This window comes from uncultured Limosilactobacillus sp. (assembly GCF_934202235.1).
Taxonomy (GTDB): domain Bacteria; phylum Bacillota; class Bacilli; order Lactobacillales; family Lactobacillaceae; genus Limosilactobacillus.
In genome coordinates this window covers 1-22,271 of sequence record NZ_CAKPXS010000018.1, presented here as the reverse complement: position 1 = coordinate 22,271, position 22,271 = coordinate 1, and the positions used below count along the sequence as shown (strand labels likewise).

The following is a 22,271-nucleotide window of genomic DNA, read 5'->3' as shown; positions in this document are numbered from 1 at the left end:
TCAGCTACAACGACAGTTTATTCGATTCTTTTTTTGATGTCAAGGAGCAAGCCTTAATCAGCTCGCCGGAAAACCCATGCGGTAATGAGACCTGTTAGCCCGCTAATTAAGCCGCCCAGTGCTGCAATTAGCCGTCCCTGGTCACTGTTACCAGTTTGTGGCAGTTGATCCTTGGCACTGCTTGGTGCTGTCTGGCGATCCAACTGACTAAGCTTGTCTGTCTCTGCAACAAGGACTTCGTCTGGCGTCGCTGCTTTGCCGGCCGTTGATTGTTCATGAACTTCTGCAGCTGATTCTTTCACCCCAGTCGAAAATTCTGAATGCTTATCACCCGTTTGGACTGGTTCATGCTCCACTGGTGTTTGCGTGCCTTCGTTCACAACATTGTTCTTCTCTTCCGATGTTTGTTGTGAAGCATCTGCTTGATCGTGAGAATCCACTTCTGTTTTGGCCCCCTCGTCAGCCAAATAGCTAGTTTCTGCGGTTGTTTGCTGTGAAGCATCAACCTGTCCTCCAGCTTCCGCAGGTGTTTGGGTTCCTTCATCCACGCTATTGCTCGTCTCTTCACCAGTTTGTTGCGATTCATCAACTTGGTCTTGCGTCTTTGCTGCTGTTTGGGTGCTAGCGTCAGTGACGTCATTTGTTTCATCTGCCGTTTGCTGTGAAGCGTCTACTTGATTGTGAGAATCTTCCTCTGTCTGGGTCCCGACGTCAGCAACATCCCTTGATTCTTCAGTAGTTTGCTGCGAGGAATCCACCTTGTCGTGGGCCTCAACCTCTGTCTGGGTTCCTTTACCAACGACATTGTTGTCTTCTGTAGTTTGCTGCGATTCATCACCCTGGTCCTGCGGCTCCCCCTGCGTTTCTTGCTGTGCTTTAGAATCTGGCTGCGGTTGCTCTCCTGTACCATTATCTTTTACAGGATCTGCGGTTTCATCATGTTTTTCCGACTCATGGCCAGTCATTTCACCGGATCCTGGCTGACGTTGATCTTCCTTTTCCGGAGACTCAGTTTGACCCTCACCAGGATGTTGACTATCTTCGGACGTTACTAGGACGCGGTAATGAGCTGTGACCGTGAAATGTAACGGTGTTGGATCATCATTGTCCAAAAACAAGGATAAATCTTTCCTGTCCTTGACCAAATCCTGCGGCAACAACGAAATTCCGTTAACGTCCGTTGACTCGTATCCCGGCAGTGATTGAGGCAAGACAACCTCCTTCTCTCCAGGAGCGAGGTTGTATTTAATATCAAACTTTCGCCGCGTCAACCGATCATACTGATAGATGGTAACAACTTTCAAATTGATTTCCTCCGTAGGCGCACCAGCAATTGTTCGCTGATTTGCTTGCGGCTGAACAGTAACTACCACGTCGTGAATCTGTTGCTGGGAAACTTGGCGTCGAGTAGCCGTCCAATCTATCTGATCCCCTTCCTGAGGAATTGTGAAAACTGCTGGTATTCGAGTCAATTGATCGCCACCAGTCAACACAAACAGTTCTCTTTTGGCCTTGCTAATTGGCACTGCTTCGCCGGCCTGACCAGTCACAACAATCTTATCTAACGTCTGGCCGTTTTCTACCAACCGGATACAGATCGTTTTTACCTGGCTAGCCTTTGCTACTGACTGAGTACCTGTTGCCTGCTGAGCAGCCTGAACAGGAATGCTGAGTTGACAAGCTGTCAAAACCGTTCCCACGGCAATCGCAGCTGCCAGTTGGTTCTTGATCCGACGTTCTTTTTTCATAATTGTCCTCCGTTATTTTGATTGGGCAATCACCCTAACAATAAAATACGACGAAACAATCTGAAATAGATGAAAAAAAGTCGCGGTATCAAACCGCGACTGATTTCTCTGAGTTTTTATAGTGAAGAGTAAAGTACCCGTTCAACATCATCAACAATTTGTTGAGGAGTGAGGTGATACCATTCGTACAGAACGTTCAATGGAACATTATCGGCAAATTCCCGCGGTGCCCCGAATGACAGCACCTTCATGTCAGTTGGTCCATAGTAGCGGGCCACCGTCTCGCCAAAGCCTCCATGAACGGTCCCGTCTTCCAGCGTCACTACTAAGTCGTGATCTTCCTGGAGGTAATGGAGATCTTGCTGGTCAATCCCAGTAACAGACTCCGGGTTAATAAGTGAGGCATCAATATGCAATTGTTGTTTCATCAACTTGCGAACCCTTTCACCCAGTTGCCAGAAATCACCGACCGCCATAATGGCTACCTTATTACCCTGGTGAGCAACGTTGTAATCGATGTTGGAGTAGTCCGTCTGGCTTGCCTGACCATGAATAACCGGTTTCTCTGGTTGCCGAATCAAAATCGGTGTATCGGTCTGCTTGATGGCCCACTTCAGCATTGACATCATTTCTTCCAAGTTGGTCGGGGTTAGGTATTCGAGGTTGGGGATATTCTTGATAAATGAAATATCCAATGACCCCTGGTGCGTTGCTGATTCACTACTAATTGTCCCACCGCGAACGATCATCACAATGGGCGCGTCATTTAACGCTACGTCATGCACTAGCTGGTCGTAAGCCCGTTGCAGGAAGGTACTACTCATGAAAACAACCGGTCGAATACCACGGGTCGCCATTGCCACCGCCGAAGTAACACACTCCTGCTCAGCAATTCCCGAGTCCCAGTAATTATCTGGGTACTTCGCCTGGAAACGCTTCAGGTCGAACATTCCCGGAATAGCAGCGTTCATTGCCATGATTGGTACTCCAGCAGCCACTTGCTTTTCCAGCTCGTCAATCACCGCTACACTGTAGCTTTCCTTTGCCGCCGGCTCAGTGGACTTACCTGTTTGCGGGTCGAATGGTCCCCGCCAGTGATATTCCATCTCATTTTCTTCAGCTGGCTTGAAGCCCTTTCCTTTGAGGGTGTGAACGTGCAAGACGATCGGGTGGTCGATATCCTTAACATCTTGAAATACCTTAATCATCGCTGAAAGGTCGTTTCCTTCTTCCACGTAACGGTAATCCAGGCCCATGAACTTGAAAATATTGTTGGCACTTTGCCCTTGGGTGTCGCGCAACTCCTTTAAGCCCTTGTAAAGGCCACCCTGATTTTTGTCAATTGACATGTTGTTATCATTAACGACGATGATCAGGTTAGAATGCAGCTTAGCCGCATTGTTTAACCCTTCAAAGGCCAGCCCACCAGACAGTGAACCATCCCCAATCACGGCAATCACGTTGTCAGTTTTGCCTAGTTTATCACGAGCAATTGCTAACCCGTCAGCTAGGGCAATCGATGTTGATGTATGTCCCACCTTAAAGAAGTCGTGGTCGCTTTCTTCCGGTGCAGTAAATCCCGAAACTTCATCGTAGTGGTCGGGATCCAGGAAGCCCTGCTTCCGGCCCGTCAGCATCTTATGAGCGTAACACTGGTGAGAAACGTCCCAAACAATCTTGTCGTGTGGAGAATTAAAGACGTAGTGCAGCGCCAACGTCGTTTCGACGATCCCAAGGTTTGGCCCAACATGTCCACCAATTTTTTCGTCCCGCTCCAAGATTAACTGGCGCATTTCCGCTGCTAACTGTTTTAATTCATCAAGAGACATCGACTTAATGTCTGCCGGCTCATTCACTTCATTCAACAAAAAATCAGGATGTTGATTCATTATCATATGCACCTCTTGTGGTTGAGAAACTGTTCAGTGTGACTTATATTTGATCTTTGTGCAACCTAATTATTATTTTACAACAAATCACAAGCGAGGGAAAATATTCTGGAAAAATTCCGTTGACGACTAGGAGCGCCGCCACTATGATTTGGTTGTGAAGTTGTTAAAAGGAAGGAACTGTCATGACAACTAATCAAGCAATTACAAAGCTTTCGCCCGACTTGCCGTTAACTAGTGAGCAAGCGACGTTAGTCAAACAAATTACCCATTTTACAACCACCCACCTCACTGGTAGCACTCCAGCTGTCTTTACCATTATCGGCGATGCCGGGACTGGTAAGAGTGTCGTTTTGACCCACCTTTTCACCAAGCTACAACGGATGACGCGGTATGACCCAAAGAGCCCCTTATTTCAAACCAGGAACTATTTTACGGTTAACCACCCGGAAATCCTCAAGGTGTACCGGGAATTGGCGGGTCAGCAAGATGTCCTCTTAAAAAAGGATTTTCAGCGACCAACCAGTCTAATTAACCGTCTCAGCAAAGAAAATCAGCAAGTAGACGTCGTGGTTGTCGACGAAGCCCACCTTCTCTTATCAAAAACCGACCACTACAACAACTTCTACCACGATAACCAGTTAACAGAGCTGCTCAAGCGGGCGCGGGTTGTCATCTTGGTGATGGACTATTCACAAGTTTTGCGAATGAAAAGTTTGTGGACCCCCGAAAGACTGACAAAAATAATTAGCCGCTTCCCGCACGAACAGTACCACTTAACTCACCAGTTTCGAATGACTGCCAGCGATGACTTAGTTCATTGGTTGAATACATTAACTGAGGACTACCGCATCGATAACCTCCCCACTAATGCTCGCCAGAACTATGACTTCCGTATTTACGACGACGCTGAAGAGATGCGCCAAGCAATCGTTCGTCGTAATCGGGAAGTCGGTCTTTCACGGGTACTGTCAACATCTGGTTACCCGTCAACACTGGATGGTGGAAAACACTTCATCAAGGAGGGCCGCTTCAAAATGCCCTGGGACCAGTATAACTTTACAGCAACGCCCTGGGCCGAAATTCCACAAACCATTGATGAGGTCGGTTCAATTTACACCTGTCAAGGCTTTGACCTCAACTATGCCGGCATTATTATTGGACCGGTTATCAGTCAACGGCCCACTAGCCGCACACTGGCAGTAAACCTTGATCGCTTCACCGATAGCGAAGCCTTTAAGAAGCGAGCCGATTTGACCGATCCAGCTGAAATCGATCATCTCAAACGGTGGATGATTATGAACGCCCTCAACGTGATTTTAAAACGTGGTGTTCATGGCACCTACCTCTATGCGCATGATCCTCTCCTGCGGCAAACACTTTCTTCGCTATTTGCTGCTCATGGCTGGGACCAGCTTGTTCACCACTAACCACCGTCGCCAACAACCGTTTTATGCTAAAATAAGAATGTTATTAATGGCGGGAGGTCAACGTATGACGAAACGAAAAACCAGCGGGATCTTCCTGATTATTATTGGAGTTATTATTGTCCTCGCTGGAATTACTTTTATTTATCACGATTTTAAACCAGAGTTGCAGCTCCTGATGCACCTCAATAGTCACAATAAAGCAAAGCTAATGGTGATGATGCGTAGCCATGGTCTTCCTGACATGTTGCTACTAGTTGTCCTCGTCGCCGTCTTAAACTCGATTCCCGGTTTGTCCAACTCGGTCATTTGTTTGTTTGCGGGGATTTGCTTCGGCCCCTGGTTGGGATTAACCATTAACTGGAGCGGTAATATTCTCGGCAACCTGGTCGTTTACTCACTCCTTAGCAAACTGACCCTGCCGGCAAAGTGGACTCATAACAAACTACTAACCGAGCTCAACCACAGCGCCCATAAAAAACTACGGCTAATTATTTCCTTCATGGTACCAATCATCCCCAGCATTATCGTTAACTACGCTTGCGCCCAGGAAAAAATGGACTTGAAGCAGTTCCTGCCGTTGGTAATTATTGGGATGCTGCCCACCTCTTTCCTTTATGCCTTCGGGGGCGATGCAATCTTCCGCGGAAACATCAAGCGGATCGTGGTGGCCGTAGTCCTAATCATTGCGGTGGTTTGCTGCTACCGCATTATTATGCGCAACAACAAAAATACGGTCAGGAATTAAGGGAGGTCTTATTATGCGAATGCGCCGCTTTGACGACCTAACGATTTACGTTAGTGACTTAGAACGCTCTCGTCGCTTTTATCACGAAGTTTTTGATATGCCGATCATTGAAGAACAAAGTGATGCTAACCACGTCACTATTCGTTGTGGGCACCAGTTGATCCGGCTGATAGCTGCTGATCACGATCACCAGTCAATGGTGGGAATGGCTTCTTTCAGTATTGTGGCCCGCGATAACATTGACGACATCTCACACCACTTTATCAGCTATGAAGTTAAAATGATCCAGCCAGTGCACCAAGCACTCGGTGCTGAGGGTAAGATGCAAGCGATAACAATCGCTGATCCAGATAATAACATCATTAACGTCGTTGTTTACCAAAACAAGTAAGGAGTCTTAATCATGAAACCAAGCAAAGCAATTTATGTTCAGCGGGCCACCATGGCGGACCTCGATGACGTCATGGAGCTCATCGAAGATGGTCGCAAAGCCCTGCAAGAAAATGGGGTTCCCCAGTGGCAAGATGGTTACCCATCACGGCTCACCATGCAGCAAGACATTGATTCAGAAAACTGTTATCTACTGATGTATGGCAACGAGATTGCTGGTTGTGCGACCCTGATGCTAGACGGTGACACTTACTACACCCACATTGTTTCGGGGATGTGGGCCCGTCCTGGTCACGCTTTTGCTACTATCCACCGGGTTGCTATCTCCAACCGTTTCCGGGGAATGCGACTGGCAACCTACCTGTTCTCTGATTTAATTAGTATTGCTCACCGCGAAGGGGTCCGTAATTTCCGAATCTCCACGCACGAGAAAAATATCCCAATGCAAAAAATTCTAGCAGCCTTTGGTTTTGTGGAACGCGGGACTGTTTACACAGGGCCACGACCGACTGACCTCCGTAATGCTTACGAAATGAACCTCAAAGAAGACTAAATGATGAGCTGGTCAAGGTGGCCAGCTTTTTTCAATGTTAAAATAAGGTTAGATTTCTATTCGGAGGTGGCATTATGCCAGCAAATTCAACCCAAGGGCGCCTGAGGGAAATTCTGACCATCATCCGCCAATATAAATTAGTTACTAACTTTTACCACCAGACAAATCCCCAGGCGGTTCGCGAAGCCTTAGAGAAATTAGGCCCTACCTTTATCAAGGCTGGTCAGTTGCTATCCACCCGCCCAGACCTAGTCTCTCCTGCTTATATCAAAGAACTGCAAAAATTGCAGGATAATGTCCCACCTGAGCCGTTTATCGTTGCCAAAAAGACAGTGGAAACCGCTATTCAACAGCCAATTGAACAGGCTTTTTCGTCCTTTGATGAACACCCATTTGCTTCTGCGTCCATTGGACAAACCTACCACGCCCGCTTGACTGACGGAACGGAAGTTGTTGTCAAGGTTCAGCACCACAACGTCTCGGAACTCGTCCGGACCGACTTGTCGCTGTTTGACAAGGCCCTCCACCTCTTAGCGGTCGTTCCGACGGGGAAGTCGGCAATTAACATTGACCGCGCTTATCAGGAGCTGCGGAACTCGCTGCTAAACGAAATTGATACCAAAATCGAAGCGGACAACGGAGAAGAATTTTACCGGTTAAACAATAATGACGGCATCATCCGTGTCCCTAAGGTCTACCCGCAATATAGCGGTCAGGGGGTTCTTGTCAACCAAGCAATGGCTGGTAAAAGTATTAAACACTATCTCAGTCAGCCGCTCGCTCAAGACAAACAACAGCGACAAACTCAAATGCAAGAACGTCATTATTTAGCACAAGAACTAGTTCGCAATTTCATCAAGCAGGTTTTTGATGATCACTACTTCCACGCCGATCCCCACCCTGGTAATCTCTTGTTCTACCGGTTGAAAGCCAAAGACCAGTCCACCTTCAAAACTAATCACCAGTGGTCCACAGAAATCATGGGAACCACCGTCGCTGCCCAGACCCAAACGGCGCTTCCGCCGTTTCGAATTGTCTACCTTGACTTTGGCATGATGGGGCGTCTAACCCCCAAACTGGCAAACGGCATTGCTCAGATTGTGTTGGCACTAAATTCTAAGGATGACCAGGCAATTGGTGAAGCTATCCTGGCAGTCTGCAACCGGGTAGGACCCGTTGATGAACCCCGTTTTTACCGCCAACTAGGGGAATTTATTCAACCTTATTTTAACGAAGGACTTGGTGACATTGATTTCGCCGACCTTCTCTTTCACATCATTCACCTCTGTGAAGATAACCACCTGCAAGTGAAATCGGAAGTTACTCTCTTAGTTAAGGCATTCGGGATGCTAGAGAATACTGTTGCCAAGCTAGACCCAGACTTGTCAATGATGGAAGTTGCCCGCCCGTTTGCTAAGAAATACTTTTTGCAGAAATTCAACTTTCGTAACCTAGTCGACGAACAGTTGCTCACCCTGATCAGGGGCGTCCAATCCACTAGCCAGCTACCAATCAGGGCCAATCGCTTTTTGCAAGCGCTCAGCAACGGCCAAGTACAGGTTAACTTTCGTTATCAAAACGAACGCAAGGTCCTCAAATACCTGGAGAAAATTGTTGACCGTTTAATGGTCGTGATTATCTTGGCGTCTGTCATTCTGGGGTCTTCTATTCTGGTAAAAGGCAGTAACGACCACTCATCAATTAACCATATTGGCATGGTCGGTTACCTGGTTGCCATCCTTGTGATCATTATTTTACTCATCAGTACCGTCGTTGAGCGATGGCGGCACCGAAAATAAATCGCAAAAAGGTTCCGTGCTCAACAACACGGAACCTTTTTCATTCACGTTAGCGGCTATTTACTTCCGCACCAAGTGGTAACGATGCGAACGGTCCTCTTTCACTGGCTGATCAGCCGCATGGCCGACCGGCACAATGGCACTCACTTCATAACCATCGGCAACTCCGAGGTCAGCCAACAGGCCGTCCTGACGATTTAAAGCCAGGGCGCCACTCATGATATAAACAGAGCCGAGTCCTAACTCCGTCGCTTGTAGCATGATGTTTTCGGCAGCAACCGACGCGTCACGTTCACCAAACTTGCTACCCTTCTTTGTTACCAGGATAAAAAGAAGTGGTGCACCGTAGCAAGAGTTATTCGTTGCTTCCTCAATATGCTGTCGCAACTCCTTAGTTGTTACAACAACCCCCTGCATATCTGCTGTTTGGTGCATTGCACACGGTGCCGCCTGAAAAGCCGCCACCAATGATTGAATTTTTTCTTCACTCACTGGTGTTGACTGATATTGGCGTACCGCACGACGATTCTTGATTGCTGCTAACATCATTAAAACTCCTTTCTTGTCGGTATAATTACCGCTGCCGTTTATTGGCAATTATGTTTTGACGCAGTTTCTTAGCCCGCCGCCGCTTCAAGAACAACGGGACGGTTTCAACAACGGTATCACTAAAGCCAAGCCCATAGTATTGAACCGGTGACATCGTATGGTTTTGCAACCAAATCCGTACCTGGATTAATACCCGCCGCCAACCAGAAATGGCAGTGTTTTTATCAAGCAGTTCGCGGATGAAGACAAAGCGGAAGTCGCCGACCTGCCGACCAGGCTGAGTGGTATATTCTTGTGGTTGCTTGTCAATGACTCCCTGTGACATGAGGTCAGAAACAACCTGACGCAGGTACATGTTGACACTGTTACCCATCTTAAACCCTAAATAGAGCTGCAGATTGACAATGTTCCGCGTTCCCATCATGTCAACGGTGTAATAGCTAGTATAGGGTTCATCAGTCGTATTAACAGTTACAAACCAGTAAACCTTTGCCCGCTTGAGGTTCTTATCAAGAATTGAATAGAGCGTTTCGCGCTTGACCATCCGGTTCTCGTTAATCCGCGCCATCATAACCAAGTTAGAAACGTACAACGGGATGTCCTCGTTGCTCGAAAGGTCTTGGAGCATCTGCTTGTAATCATTGAGGCAAAGGTACTCACTCTCCCCATATAAACTACCCCGCAGCTTGTTGCCGTAGTGCCAGCTAACCATCGCCATTAAGATCATGAACGTCAGTAGTAAGGTGACATAACCACCATGGATGAACTTAGTCAAACTGGAAATCAAGAAGATGGTTTCAATCGTTGCGTACAAAACGATGTAGATCGTCGCAAAGAAACGGTTCGAGTTGACCAATAAGTATTGGTGCAGCAAGACGGAGGTCATGAGCATCGTAATGGTAATGGCCAGTCCGTAAGCGGCTTCCATGTGAGCTGAAGTCCGGAAGAAGAGCAAAATGGAGCAAGTAATCAGACAAAGTAGCCAGTTGATCGGCGAAATGTAGATCTGGCTGCGGGCCATCGACGGGTGCTCCACTGGCATCCGTGGTAATAGCTTCAGCCCCACTGCTTCTTCAACTAAGGTGAAAGACCCGGTAATCAGCGCCTGGGAAGCAATAATAGCTGCGAGGGTCGCAATGACCACCCCGAAGAGGTAGACTTCCGTCGGTAGCATTTGATAAAACGGGTTATACCCTGAGCCATGCGCGCCCAAGTTAGACAATCGACTAATCAGGAAGGCCCCCTGACCAAAGTAGTTTAATGTCAAAGAAATAAACACTACTGGCCAGGTGACATAAATGGCTTTCCGGCCAACGTGTCCCATATCGGAATACAAGGCCTCAGCACCTGTCGTGGCTAGGAACACACTCCCCAGGATGAAGATCCCCACCCGGTTATGCGGATCAAAAAGCACTTCCAACCCATAGTGCGGCAGAAGCGCCCGTAAGACAAACGGGTCGGCGCTAATGTTTTTGAGCCCAAAGACCGCTAAAAAACCAAACCAGACGACCATGATGGGACCAAACGCCCCACCAATAAAACTAGTACCAAAACGTTGAATACAAAATAGTGCTAATAAGATAATCAGCGTAATAATAATGACCTCGCCCTGGTCATGAACGAGCACTCCATGGGAACCAAAATTAACGCCCTTGAGTCCTTCAATCGCGGTAGTCACCGTTACTGCCGGCGTTAAAGTTCCGTCAGCTAAGAGTGCGGCACCACCAATTAGTGCGGGGATGATGAGCCACTTCGCGTACTTTCTGACTAGTGCGTAAAGAGCAAAGATTCCTCCTTCACCCTTGTTATTAGCGCGCATCGCGATCAATACGTATTTAATCGTTGTCATTAGCATTAATGTCCAAAAAACTAGTGACAAGCAACCAATAATGTATCTTTCGGTCAGGTGCTGTGTCCCGCCAACATCGTTAATCAACGCGTTCATGGTATAAAGCGGTGACGTCCCGATGTCTCCGTAGACAACTCCTAAAGCGATCAGAGCATTGGCCAGTAACTTGTTATGACCTTTCTGCATCACTCAGTCTCCTTTCATCTTTTTAGGAAATTGATAGTTCTTGTTAATAACGACTATTTTAGTTCTCCGCGTTTAAATAGTCCAGCTGGCACAATACTCATTAATTTGTTTAGCATGACGTTTGAAATAGGCGTCTCCGGCCGAAACTGGTATAATAAGGAGTAAGAAAATACTGAGAAAGGACCTATCTAAGCATGGGTATTAGTCCAACTAGTCCAGTTGTATTACTAGTTATTGTTTTTATTTTGTTGCTGGCGGCCCTCTTCACGCTGCTTGAATATTCACTAGTGAAGACGCGGCCAAGTGAACTGAAGACACGCAAGCAAACTCGCGCGGTTAAGCGAGCGGAGTACATGCTCGCTCACTTGTCAGAGTACCTTTCTACCGCCCAGGTTGGTGTTACCATTACTTCCCTGATCCTAGGGTGGATTGGTGAAGACTACGCCGTCGGAATGCTGATGAAACTCCACATCCTGCCCCATAACCTGGCAGCGGAGTTCTCCTCGATTATCGGGATCCTCATCTTCACTTTCCTGCACGCCGTCTTTACTGATCTGGTGCCGAAGAACATGGCGATCGACCAACCTGTGCGGATCCTGCTAGCGATTGTCCGGCCAGTGCACTTCTTCCATATCATCTTCTTCCCACTGGTGTGGATCTTTAACGTGACTGCCGCAGCCTTTACAAAGTTGCTTGGCTTTAACCCTCACCCTGACGAAGACATCTACTCCCAAAGTGAAATTATTTCGCTGTCCCAAGAATCCGAAAAGGCCGGTGAGCTGGATAAGGAAGACGTTGTCTTTATGGAGCGAGCCTTTGAAATGAACGACAAGGTTGCGTCTGAGGTAATGGTTGATCGGACTCAGTTATCAGTCATCGATAGTAAGGCCACGATTGCCGAAGCATCCAAGCTGTACTTCAAGCGCAAGTTTACCCGCTACCCGGTCGTTAGGAATAACGATAAGGACCATATCTTAGGGTATGTCTTTAACTACGACATCATGAACGCCCTCCGTAACGATGATGGCAAGATGCGTGTCACTGAGATTATGCGTCAGGTGCCAATGGTCTATGAAAGCCAATCACTAACTGACGTGATGAAGCTAATGGTCAAGGAACACGTTCCAATCGTTGTTGTCCAGGACGAATACGGTGGTACTTCAGGGATCGTAACTGACAAGGATATTTATGAAGAACTATTTGGGACGGTTCACGAAGAAATTGACCACGATAGCGACGACATGATTGAAAAAGAAAAAGTCGATGAAAAAGGAAACCAGGGATACACTGTCTCCGGTAAGATGAACCTCGACGACTTTGAACGCTACTTCAACGTCAAGATTGACCAGTTTGACCAATCTGATGCCACGACGATCACTGGCTTTTTCCTTGAGGAGAAGTATGAACTAGCAGTTGGTCGGCCAATTCGGGTCGATGGCTTTAGCTTTACTCCGCTTGATTTTGAAAACGCCTTTGTTGATAACTTCCACGTGGTTCACATTGGTGATAAACACCCGACCAGCAAGGAAAAACAAACAACGGACGATTCACAGCAAAATAATTAGTCAATTGAACAATAAATGAAAAACTCCTGGTATCAGGTTCCCATCGTCACGAGGTTAGTTTCTAACTACGACAGGGTAACCAATGATCCCAGGAGTTTTTGTTATTTTGCTGAGTGCTGGTTAATTGCTGCTGCCACCTTCTGGATGAAGGCCGTCGTGGTGTCCGTCAGCTGTCGGTTCTTTTGCCAAACCATTACGTGTCCTGTGCTTTTCCGTGGACGAATAGGAACAAAGGCGAGATCAGCATCATGGGCATTATCATAAACACCCTTAATTGCTAGTGCATAGTAATTACCACCCTTAATCAACTGCATCGCATTTCCTGGTAAATTAATCGTCATTCGAATATGGAGTTTTGCCTGGTCTAGCCTGAGAACATCACTGATCTCATCGCGGACAATCCCCCGCCGCGAAACGACCAACGGCAACTGATAAATATCATGACGATTCAACCACTGGCGATTCGCAAGTGGGTCATCAGCACGCATGATGACTCCCCACTCTTCTTTCACGGGTAAAACCAGGTAGTTATACTTGGTAGCTTCTACCGGTTCAATTAGCGCTGCGACATCGAGCAACCCCCGGTCTAAGTTTTCTCGTAAGGTATCGCCGTCCCCGTCAAACATCGTCAGTTTGACTTGTGGGTATTGTTCCAAAAAATGATTAATGACCTTCATTAAAAACGGTGAAACAGAACTTTCCACACAGCCAACGTGGACGGTACCACTCAAGCCTTTGTCGTGAGTTTGTACTTCTTCTTTGGAATGCTCCCACAGCTGGAGGATGGCAGCCGCTCGCTGCTGGAAGAGAGCTCCTTCTGGAGTTAATTCAAGGTGCCGCGGACGTCGCAAAAACAACTTTACGCCCAGTTCTGCTTCCAACTCCATCATTTGCCGTGACAGTGTTGGCTGAGTAACGTGAAGGATGGCTGCCGCCTTAGTAATATTGTTGGTCTGTGCAACGGTTAAAAAATACCTGAGAACCCGCGTTTCCACTGAACATACTCCCTTTATTTTACTGGTAATCGAAAACAACTTTCCTTGCTTCCAACATTAAAGGTACGGACAAAAAAACCACCGAAACGTTGAGCTAACAACGGCTTCAGTGGGTTTGAAGAAATGATTAAAGTTTTCTTCATTAAGAATGGACCATGCGAGATTCGAACTCGCGACCTCCTGCATGCGAAGCAGACATTCTCCCAGCTGAACTAATGGCCCGTTTCATATCCTGTTATCTATTATACGATTTCAGGCTAACGGGTCAAGGAGCAATTACTGAAAGACCTATTCAGTCTTGTCCGCCATTTTAAAGGTCAAAATGATACCAATAATAATCAGCACCAGCGTAAAGTAAAGCCCGTAATGGACGCCAGTGGTAAACCGTACTGCCGAACTACCACTAGCTGTGCGGCTGCCTAGTTCGAGGAAACTGGTGGCAAGTGCGGTTGCTAAGGCCCCGACAATTTGCTGCATCGTATTCAAAATCGTACTACCATCAGCAGACTGCATCCCCGTCAGTGAATTTAGTGCACTAGTTTGCGATGGTGACATCGCTAGTGGGCAGCCGACCATTAAGATTACGTGAGCGGCGATGACGTAAGCAACAGGCGAGTGGTCAGTGGTAAAAGCTAACATTAACGCACCAACCAAGGCAATTGCAAAGCCGATTCGCGCTGGCTTTTTAGCACCGATGCTGTCGTACATCCTTCCTGCCACCGCAGAAGTTAAGGCGTTAATTACCCCACCGGGTAACATGATCACCCCAGTTAAAGCAACTGGCAGCAACAGGCCATTTTGAATGTACATTGGCAACAGGTACATTGCTGATAAGATAATCCCAAAGTCGAGCATGACGAGTGTTGAACCAATCGCAAACGCTGAGGTCTTAAAGACGCGAAGGTTCAAGATTGGCGTTTCGATATTCAATTGCCGGTGGATATACAGGCCCAGAACGACAATACCTACTAACAACGAACTAAGGACGGGTAGAGACAACCAACCAGCGCGGCTGGATAAACTGGCCCCAATCACTAAACCTGAGCAGCCAATCGCGGATTCAACAATCGACAACACATCCACGTGTGGCCGGGTCAGCTGACCCACATTTTCCAGTGACGTCAAAGCAAACATCAGGGCTACCACCAGAAACGGAATAAAAAGCCAGAAAATCCAGCGCCAGGATAATTTGCCGAGGACCAGCCCAGTGAGCGTCGGCCCAATCGCCGGGGCAAACATAATTACTAGCGCACAGACACCCATGACCGCCCCAATCTTTTGTGGAGGAAAGATTTGCATAACCACCGCAAACATCAGTGGTAAGATCAGCCCCGTCGCTATTCCCTGGATCATCCGTCCAGTCAACAAAATGGCAAAGTTTGCCGCCAGGGCTGAAATAGCAGCACCGACGATAAAGTCGACCAGGGCAAAAATAATAATTTGCCGGGTGGTAAACCACTTGGCAATCATGCTCGACAGTGGCAGGACAATCCCAATCACTAACATATAACCAGTCACTAGCCACTGGATGGTTGCGGTGTTGGTATGGAAGGCTCGTGTCAATTGTGGCAAAGCAATGTTCAGTGAAGTTTCACTAAGCATCCCAACAAAAGCACCCAGCAGCATACTAACCATCGCTAACTTGGGATGGCGAACGTGTTGTTGATGCGTTTGTTCATTCATTATCAAAAATCACTCCTCATTGATTTTTCTGTAAACACAATTGGTTACATTACCAGAATCAATTATCCTTCGTAAGTGATTTTTGGCGGTTCCTTGATTTATTAAGTAATTAACTTAATTAAATTAAGTCACCTTTGTCCGACAAGATTACTTCACCCTTAGAATAGAGAACAGCATCCCCGGCAATGGTGACGCGTTTGCCCCGGTCCTGACAGTATAAAACACCCGTGCGGCTTGAAGCCTGATAGGCAGTGACCTGCTTTTTCCCTAATTGCCGTGCCCAGTACGGGACAATTTGGCAGTGGGCGCTACCACAAACAGGATCCTCTACCACCGCCATTTTTGGTGCAAATGAGCGTGATATGCAGTCATAACGAGGATCGTCGCTAGCGGCAGTGATACTCTGTAACAACCCCGGCAGCTTCATCAAATCTTCCGACTGCGGCTGACACTGTCGGACGTCCTCTGCCGTCGGTAAAACGCAAAGGAGGTCACGGTCCTGGTAAGCAGCAACGGGCCGTACCCCAAAAGCGGCAGTCATAGCGGGCGTGACCGCTACCTCGTTTAACTGATAACTGGGAAAGTCCATCTGGAGGTGTCCATTAACTCGACTAACGCTCAATTGACCACTCTTGGTGTTAAAGTCAATCCGTTCGCCTGCCGGTTGCCGGAATGCAAAAACCAAGAATGCTGTCGCTAGTGTCGCGTGCCCGCACAAATTAATTTCTCCACCCGGGGTAAACCAGCGTAAGTCATATTCCGTGGATGTTTTTTGGACAGCAAAGGCGGTCTCTGACAAGCTATTTTCTACCGCCACCTGCTGCATCAACGAGTCATCCGGAAAATGATCGGCAAAGCAAACCGCTGCCGGGTTGCCGGTAAATAAGTTCTTGGTAAAGGCATCAACATGGTACATTTTCATTGTTACTCCCTCTTTCCTTAACTGACTTGACATTATTATAGTGACTGGTTCAAGATTAGTGAAACAAATCTTTTGAATGGTTTAATAAGGAGTGCTTATTAATGAATCGCTTACGTGCTCTACAAGCAATTCTCACTACCGGCAGCTTTACTGCTGCCGGTCAGCAACTCGGTTATTCACAGTCCGCAATCAGCCAGATGATCAACAGTCTTGAAAACGAAGTTGGCTTTCCCCTGCTGTACCGAACTCATAGTCAAGTGGAACTAACTCCCGACGGCCAAAAACTGCTGCCCCTCGTTGAGCAACTCTGTAACGACTGGTCAACCTTTCAGGACCGCGTAGCCGAGATTAGGGGGCTCCAGTCGGCTACCATCAAGATTGGCACAATTTCCAGTATTTCCGCACACTGGTTACCGCCGCTGATTAAAAACTTTCAGCAACGGTATCCCGGTGTTCATTTCACCCTCCTGCAGGGAGATTACACCACTATCCCGCAATGGGTTGACAATAATACAGTTGATTTTGGCTTTATTAACCCGGCGGCTCAGCCCCACCTGCCAGTCAAATACCTCAAAAGCGGTGAATTAAAAGTCGTTTTGCCAGTTAACCATCCGCTGGCCAAAAAACAAGCACTGAGCCTGACGGACTTAGCAAAAGAGCCCTTCCTCATGCTGGAGGAAGGACTCTATAGTGAACCGTTAAATGCTTTTCATCAGCAAGGGATTCAACCTAATATTCAGTTACGGGTTCACGATGACTATTCTCTGCTGGCAATGATTGAAGCTGGTCTTGGCTACAGCATTCTGGCCGACTTGGTACTAACTAAGCAAAATTATCAAGTGGCAATTCGCCCGTTAACTCCCCGCCTTTATCGGCAAATTGGTATCTACCAACGACCAACGCAGTTAATGTCTCTGGCCAGTCAGCGTTTCATTGAAACATTATTTCACCAAGTCGCGCAGCTCCCCTAACCATTTTAGTCAGTAAATAACCGGTCACCAGAATGGGATGGCTGGTTATATTGATTATTTTGTCGGTGGTCGACCATTTGTAAGAGCTGACCTGCCCGTTTAATTAATCGACGATCGATCATTGCCCGCTTTCGACTCAATTCAGCACTGGCACCCTGGTTGACCAGGATCATGTTTTGCCTGTCATACTGGTAACCACCAAAAAGGTGCTGTTTAATCGGTGCCACCAAGCGTGAATCAACAACCCGCAATAAACCGATTACGTGTTGCTCATCCAGGTAACCGAGGGTCACAATGTCACGCGGGTCAACATAATTAAAAATCTGACAGCGAATTTGCAGGGCTCGTTTGCGCTGGTCCGGTGACAGTAGCCAGTAAATATTGGGCCCCTCAAACAGGTAACTATTGGCCAATTGTTGGGGAAAGAAACAATTTGCTAAAGCGTACTGGGCATTAATGGAGCCAAGCGAGTGACCGTAAAGCCAAAAATGCGCACCCCGATATTCTCCCATCAAGCGGTTGAGTGTCGCACTTGCACTCACCAACTGGTCTGGTATGTCGGCTTGCTGCGTGAGAATTGCCGAACCAACCGGAAAATTGGTCTTCAGCCACTGGTTCACCCAGGCATCATGACCTCCACTAATAATTCCAGTTGAACCACGAAAAAGGACGGTGACCTCTTGTTGTTGGTGGTTGACGATAACCGTTAAGTAAAGGTCGTCAACCTGATGGATAATTCGAGTGACTTTGCCAATAAAATTACGCCCGTGATTAAGGTAAAGGGGATCACCGACTTGCCACTGCTGATAAGCTAACTGGGCTAAGCGCACTCGTTGACGATCGGTTAATTGTTGGTTTCCCACGCTGCCCCCTCCTCTGACAAAAAACACGCTAGCGCACCCCGCTAACGTGTTTATTTTATCATATGTCTGTTAGCCATTAGCCAACAACTAATTCGTAAACATAAGAGATTTCATTCTTCCGGTAGACACCGTTTAACGTGCCGACACGTTTGAAACCATTCTTTTCGATCAGGTGTTGCATTGCCTTATTATCTTCGTGCGTATCAATCCGCAGGGACTTAATATGAGCCGCCTTTTCAACGTAGGCAATCACAGATTCAAACATCCGCGATGCGTAGCCATGGCCAGCATGGTTGGAGTGAATTGCGACCCGGTGAATAACCCGGTACTTGTCAGTATCAACTAGCCACTGACCATCCATTGTATCGTAATCATGTTCCGGTGGAGCGACGATTGACAACGCCCCAACGGTTTCCTCGTCGTCGGACTGGACAAGGTATGCAAAACCCTTGTCAATGTCTTTCTTAACATGTTCACGGTTCGGGTAGTCACCCTGCCATTGGTCAACACCTTTTTCGGCCAACTGGTTGCGGCCATCGGCCAAAATTTCAATAATCCGGTCAAGATCGCTTTGAGTTGCTTTTACCAGTTTGATAATCGCCATCTCCTATCCTTTTAAAATCCAATTAATTACTTTAGCATATCCCACTCAGAAAATGCAAATAATTGGTTTGATCTCTGGTTGGCAATTGGTATTTAATCACTTACAATGGTCCTGATAATATCAAGGAAGGTCTAATTATGAAACACCGTTTCCCCTGCTTCGCGCTAGCGGCAACCATCGCCGTTAGTGTACTCGCTGGAATACCACTCACAGCCAATGCCGCCCTCAGTCACCACTTTTGCCAATCGACCACCGTAACCGTGTTCTTTCACGGCTATGGGTCAGGTGCCCATGCGGAACGGCACATGGTCAATGCTGCGGTCCACGCGGGAATAACTAATACTGTCGTCTCGGCAAATGTCGATGAGAATGGTCACGTCAGCTTTTCGCAAAAGATTCCCCGGGGTGCCATCAACCCGATTGTCATGGTCAACTTTGAAGATAATGATAATACGAATTACCCTCAGGATGGCCAGTACGTCGCTAACGTCCTCCGTCACCTCAAAGCGGTTGACCACATCAAAAACGTGAATCTGGAAGCCCACTCGATGGGCAACATGGCACTGGCTTACTATTTTTTGAAAAACGCCGATAATCAGCAAATGCCGACGGTTCGTAAACAGTTAGACTTGGCCGCGCCAATGAACGGTATTCAGGGAGACGACCTGCCGACAAACTTTATCGTTAACCGGCAAACTGGCAAACCATCGGCGATGTCCGCCAATTACCGCCAGATGACACAATTACGCCGCCTTTATCCAAAACATCAGGTGAAAATTTTGAATATTTACGGCGATGTGGGCAATGGTACCGACAACCTGGTTGATGTTCGCTCGGCTCAGTCGCTCAAGTATCTTGAGAGCAGTCGCGCTAAATCATTCCGCGAAAAGTAGATTACGGGACCGGGAGCCGATCATGTTCAGCTGCATCGTAACCCCGAGGTTGACCAGCTCCTTATTCAATTTTTCTGGGGTAAGTAAAGACCACCAGCTTTTCATTGGCTGATGGTCTTTTTTTAATGTTGATTTTGTTGCTCGTCATCCTTTGCCGAGCGGTGACTACTCAAGTCAATCACTGGCGGGTCCTGGTGCCCACCATCCCCGGGATAGTTAAACAAGCCCAGTTTGTCAGCCAGTTTGGCTCCGGAGAAAACAATTGCTGGAACCAGGAGAGAATCGAGGAGTCCACTCAAGAGAGCGGCCGGAAAAGCCTGCTGCAGCTCAATCAGTGCTCCCCGTAAGTTGCCAAAATAATGCCAACCCACGATGAAAAAGGTCAGTGCTAATAGCACCAACTGACAAATCCCAATAGCAAGTCCGAGCCAAATTGTTTGCTGGTGGCTTAACCGCCGGTGATGTGGTAGGCAGGTGGCGATAATGATGGCAGCAACGATTACCAGCAAGACTAATTGCACCAGGTTTTGCCAGTTCATAATTCGCAAAAAGAAGATTAGCAAAAAGCTGATGGCAGTAACAACTAATCCGTTAGCAACGTCAGTCAAAGTCATCAGGGCTACCGCTATTAGTGCCACCACCGTAATGTGGAGGTTGCCACTCGGGATCGAAACGTTAAATTGTAATACCGATAAAATGATCATTAACAGCAATGCAACAACGTTTAATAGCAACAATGCCGCACGATATCCAAACTTCATAGTGGACGGCGATCCGTATCGCACATCCAGCCGATCGCCAATGCCCCCTGTCCTAAATGCGTCCCAATCACCGGTCCAAAGTAGCCCAGTTCAAACGTTACTTCAGGATGATCGGCAGACAACTTATTCAGCCACTTTTGCCCGGCTTCTGGTGCATTGGCATGGATGACAATGGCGTGAATTGGGTAGTCCGCCTGCGCAATTTTCTCTTCAAAGATTTGTTCACAACGCAACTTCGCCCGCTTCATGGACCGGACCTTTTCAAACGCCTCGATGGAGTAGCTAGGCGTGTCCATGGTGAGTAATGGCTTAATCTTCAAAATTGAGCCAACAATGGCGCTGGCGTTTGACAGACGCCCGCCGCGAACCAGATTCTGCAAGTCATCAACAACAAAAACACTATGAAAAGTTTGACGTAACTTATCAAGGTTAGCCAAAATGGTATCAAGGTCCTTGCCAGCTGCTACTTCCTTGGCTGCTTCAATAGTTAGGTAGCCCATCAGTTTGACCGTGATGTGCGAATCAAAAGGAATAATCTTAATTTGATCCTTCAATTGCTCAGCCAACTGGGTAACAGTATTCACAAAACCAGAAATTGCACTGGTCAAGAAAATACTAATTGCCGCGTCGTAACCTTCTGCCGCTAGTTGCTGATACAACTCAATCATTTCACCAACTGGCGGTTGCGAAGTACTCGGGAAGGTCGATGAGTGCGCCAGCTTGTCATAAAATTCGGCGTTAGAAATGTCGACCCCTTCCTGGTAACTCTGCCCATCAATGGTCAGTGGAATTGGCACGACATGGATGTTGTATTTTTCCTGCTCCTCCTTGGTGAGGTAAGCAGTGCTGTCAGTCACAACAGCAATTTTCATGGAAAACACCACAACTTTCGTTTAAACTTTTTTATTAATTGTTAAGCGTAATTAAGGACAACGTTATTTTAAGAATAACACAAGATAAGCCAGAAACCAACGCCTGCCCCGCCCCTTTTGGTGGCTTCACAACAATCACTCGGGTATAATGGACTGGATTGATCAAGGAGGATTTCTAATGGCTTTTGATGGACTGTTTACCCACGCAATTGTACATGAATTACAAACAACACTGGCGACCGGGAGAGTTAGCCGGGTGAGCCAGCCTTACCCCAACGAACTATTAATGGTGATTCGGGCACACCGCCACAACTACACCCTCTTAATGTCAGCCAATCCTTCCTATCCCCGGGTCCAACTGACCGCTATCCCCTACAGCAACCCCCAAGTTCCCACCAACTTTACGATGACCATGCGGAAGTATCTGGAGGGAGCGATTCTCGAAGCGGTTAAGCAGGTGGGCAATGACCGGATAGTAGAATTTTATTTCAGCTCTCGCGATGAGATTGGGGATAACCAACAACTGGTAATTGTCGTTGAAATCATGGCCCGGCACAGTAACGTTACCCTGGTGAACCGTAAAACGGGCAAGATTATTGACGCGATTAAACACGTCTCCAGCGATCAGAACCGCATCAGGACACTGTTACCAGGAGCAACGTTTATCATGCCACCCAAGCAGGATAAGGTGAACCCCTACTTGCCAAACCAGCTTTACTCTGACTTGGCAACGCAATTAACTGATAACACTGACGAGTTGGCCCGTCAATTGCAAAAAAGCTATGAGGGCTTTGGGCGCAGTTCTGCGGTTGACCTCGCCGAACGCCTCACAGCAAGCGACCACCTCCCGACCACTTACCACCAATTTTTAGCCGGGTTTGATAGTCCCCAGCCAGTGCTTATTCACCAAGCCAATAAAAAACAGTCCTTTGCTGCCTTTGCGCCGCTCAACCTCCCCCAAGGTGCATCAACTAACAGCTTCACCACCCTTTCGGACTTACTGG

19 protein-coding genes, 1 tRNA gene and 1 pseudogene are annotated in these 22,271 nt (G+C 47.4%); 9 read left to right on the top strand and 12 right to left on the bottom strand.

The genetic code is table 11. The features are described 5' to 3' along the window. Window positions 1-53 precede the first annotated feature (53 nt). Both Q0E49_RS04130 and Q0E49_RS04125 read right to left on the bottom strand, forming a co-directional pair. Entirely contained in the window at window positions 54-1,748 is a 1,695-nt protein-coding gene (locus tag Q0E49_RS04130) for an LPXTG cell wall anchor domain-containing protein (RefSeq protein WP_295746689.1), read from the bottom strand. A gap of 116 nt (window positions 1,749-1,864) precedes the next feature. Then, the gene (locus Q0E49_RS04125) at window positions 1,865-3,637 is read right to left on the bottom strand and encodes a 1-deoxy-D-xylulose-5-phosphate synthase (RefSeq protein WP_295746688.1); all 1,773 of its coding nucleotides are present in this window, start codon (window positions 3,635-3,637) and stop codon (window positions 1,865-1,867) included. Window positions 3,638-3,822: 185 nt separating this feature from the next. Here Q0E49_RS04125 and Q0E49_RS04120 point away from each other — a divergent pair, with 185 nt between their 5' ends. From Q0E49_RS04120 to Q0E49_RS04100, 5 genes are all read left to right on the top strand, one after another. After that, window positions 3,823-5,067: a DUF2075 domain-containing protein gene (locus Q0E49_RS04120; protein WP_295746687.1), complete on the top strand. Its 1,245-nt coding sequence runs from the start codon at window positions 3,823-3,825 to the stop codon at window positions 5,065-5,067. A 64-nt stretch (window positions 5,068-5,131) separates the two neighbouring features. Further along, window positions 5,132-5,812, top strand: a complete 681-nt coding sequence (locus tag Q0E49_RS04115) for a VTT domain-containing protein (protein WP_295746686.1) — start codon at window positions 5,132-5,134, stop codon at window positions 5,810-5,812. A 13-nt stretch (window positions 5,813-5,825) separates the two neighbouring features. After that, on the top strand, window positions 5,826-6,203 hold the full coding sequence (locus Q0E49_RS04110) for a VOC family protein (protein WP_295746685.1): 378 nt from the start codon (window positions 5,826-5,828) through the stop codon (window positions 6,201-6,203). Between the two features lie 12 nt (window positions 6,204-6,215). Next, window positions 6,216-6,755, top strand: a complete 540-nt coding sequence (locus tag Q0E49_RS04105; RefSeq protein ID WP_295746684.1) for a GNAT family N-acetyltransferase — start codon at window positions 6,216-6,218, stop codon at window positions 6,753-6,755. Between the two features lie 74 nt (window positions 6,756-6,829). Continuing rightward, on the top strand, window positions 6,830-8,554 hold the full coding sequence (locus Q0E49_RS04100; protein ID WP_295746683.1) for an AarF/UbiB family protein: 1,725 nt from the start codon (window positions 6,830-6,832) through the stop codon (window positions 8,552-8,554). Window positions 8,555-8,614: 60 nt separating this feature from the next. On the opposite strand, the gene Q0E49_RS04095 is transcribed toward Q0E49_RS04100, so the two are convergent. Beyond that, window positions 8,615-9,103, bottom strand: coding sequence for a nitroreductase family protein (locus Q0E49_RS04095; protein WP_295746682.1), 489 nt, complete (start codon window positions 9,101-9,103; stop codon window positions 8,615-8,617). Window positions 9,104-9,128: 25 nt separating this feature from the next. Continuing rightward, the gene (locus Q0E49_RS04090; RefSeq protein WP_295746681.1) at window positions 9,129-11,138 is read right to left on the bottom strand and encodes a KUP/HAK/KT family potassium transporter; all 2,010 of its coding nucleotides are present in this window, start codon (window positions 11,136-11,138) and stop codon (window positions 9,129-9,131) included. A 194-nt stretch (window positions 11,139-11,332) separates the two neighbouring features. Between Q0E49_RS04090 and Q0E49_RS04085 the strand changes: the two genes are divergently transcribed. Next, window positions 11,333-12,703: a hemolysin family protein gene (locus Q0E49_RS04085; protein ID WP_295746680.1), complete on the top strand. Its 1,371-nt coding sequence runs from the start codon at window positions 11,333-11,335 to the stop codon at window positions 12,701-12,703. A gap of 101 nt (window positions 12,704-12,804) precedes the next feature. On the opposite strand, the gene Q0E49_RS04080 is transcribed toward Q0E49_RS04085, so the two are convergent. The 4 genes from Q0E49_RS04080 to Q0E49_RS04065 form a co-directional block, all read right to left on the bottom strand. Beyond that, entirely contained in the window at window positions 12,805-13,698 is an 894-nt protein-coding gene (locus Q0E49_RS04080; protein ID WP_295746679.1) for a LysR family transcriptional regulator, read from the bottom strand. Between the two features lie 149 nt (window positions 13,699-13,847). After that, a tRNA-Ala gene (locus tag Q0E49_RS04075) sits at window positions 13,848-13,920 on the bottom strand. A gap of 66 nt (window positions 13,921-13,986) precedes the next feature. Beyond that, window positions 13,987-15,381, bottom strand: a complete 1,395-nt coding sequence (locus Q0E49_RS04070; protein ID WP_295746678.1) for a DHA2 family efflux MFS transporter permease subunit — start codon at window positions 15,379-15,381, stop codon at window positions 13,987-13,989. Between the two features lie 118 nt (window positions 15,382-15,499). Next, window positions 15,500-16,303, bottom strand: coding sequence for a PhzF family phenazine biosynthesis protein (locus tag Q0E49_RS04065; protein WP_295746677.1), 804 nt, complete (start codon window positions 16,301-16,303; stop codon window positions 15,500-15,502). A 101-nt stretch (window positions 16,304-16,404) separates the two neighbouring features. Between Q0E49_RS04065 and Q0E49_RS04060 the strand changes: the two genes are divergently transcribed. Further along, window positions 16,405-17,274: a LysR family transcriptional regulator gene (locus Q0E49_RS04060; RefSeq protein WP_295746676.1), complete on the top strand. Its 870-nt coding sequence runs from the start codon at window positions 16,405-16,407 to the stop codon at window positions 17,272-17,274. A 5-nt stretch (window positions 17,275-17,279) separates the two neighbouring features. On the opposite strand, the gene Q0E49_RS04055 is transcribed toward Q0E49_RS04060, so the two are convergent. Next, entirely contained in the window at window positions 17,280-18,137 is an 858-nt protein-coding gene (locus tag Q0E49_RS04055) for a hypothetical protein (RefSeq protein ID WP_295746675.1), read from the bottom strand. 76 nt (window positions 18,138-18,213) lie between these two features. Beyond that, window positions 18,214-18,732 (bottom strand): GNAT family N-acetyltransferase, encoded by a 519-nt coding sequence (locus Q0E49_RS04050; protein WP_295746695.1) that lies wholly within the window; start codon window positions 18,730-18,732, stop codon window positions 18,214-18,216. A gap of 146 nt (window positions 18,733-18,878) precedes the next feature. Here Q0E49_RS04050 and Q0E49_RS04045 point away from each other — a divergent pair. Beyond that, a pseudogene (locus Q0E49_RS04045) lies at window positions 18,879-19,721 on the top strand (alpha/beta hydrolase). Window positions 19,722-19,756: 35 nt separating this feature from the next. Here the strand turns inward: Q0E49_RS04045 and Q0E49_RS04040 are convergent. Next, window positions 19,757-20,395 (bottom strand): hypothetical protein, encoded by a 639-nt coding sequence (locus Q0E49_RS04040; RefSeq protein WP_295746674.1) that lies wholly within the window; start codon window positions 20,393-20,395, stop codon window positions 19,757-19,759. After that, a complete protein-coding gene (locus Q0E49_RS04035) occupies window positions 20,392-21,267 on the bottom strand; it encodes a DegV family protein (RefSeq protein ID WP_295746673.1) in 876 nt (291 codons plus the stop codon). The genes Q0E49_RS04040 and Q0E49_RS04035 overlap by 4 nt, the downstream gene beginning before the upstream one ends. A 178-nt stretch (window positions 21,268-21,445) precedes the next feature. Between Q0E49_RS04035 and Q0E49_RS04030 the strand changes: the two genes are divergently transcribed. Beyond that, the coding region (locus Q0E49_RS04030; protein ID WP_295746672.1) for an NFACT family protein at window positions 21,446-22,271 on the top strand (826 nt) is incomplete at its 3' end.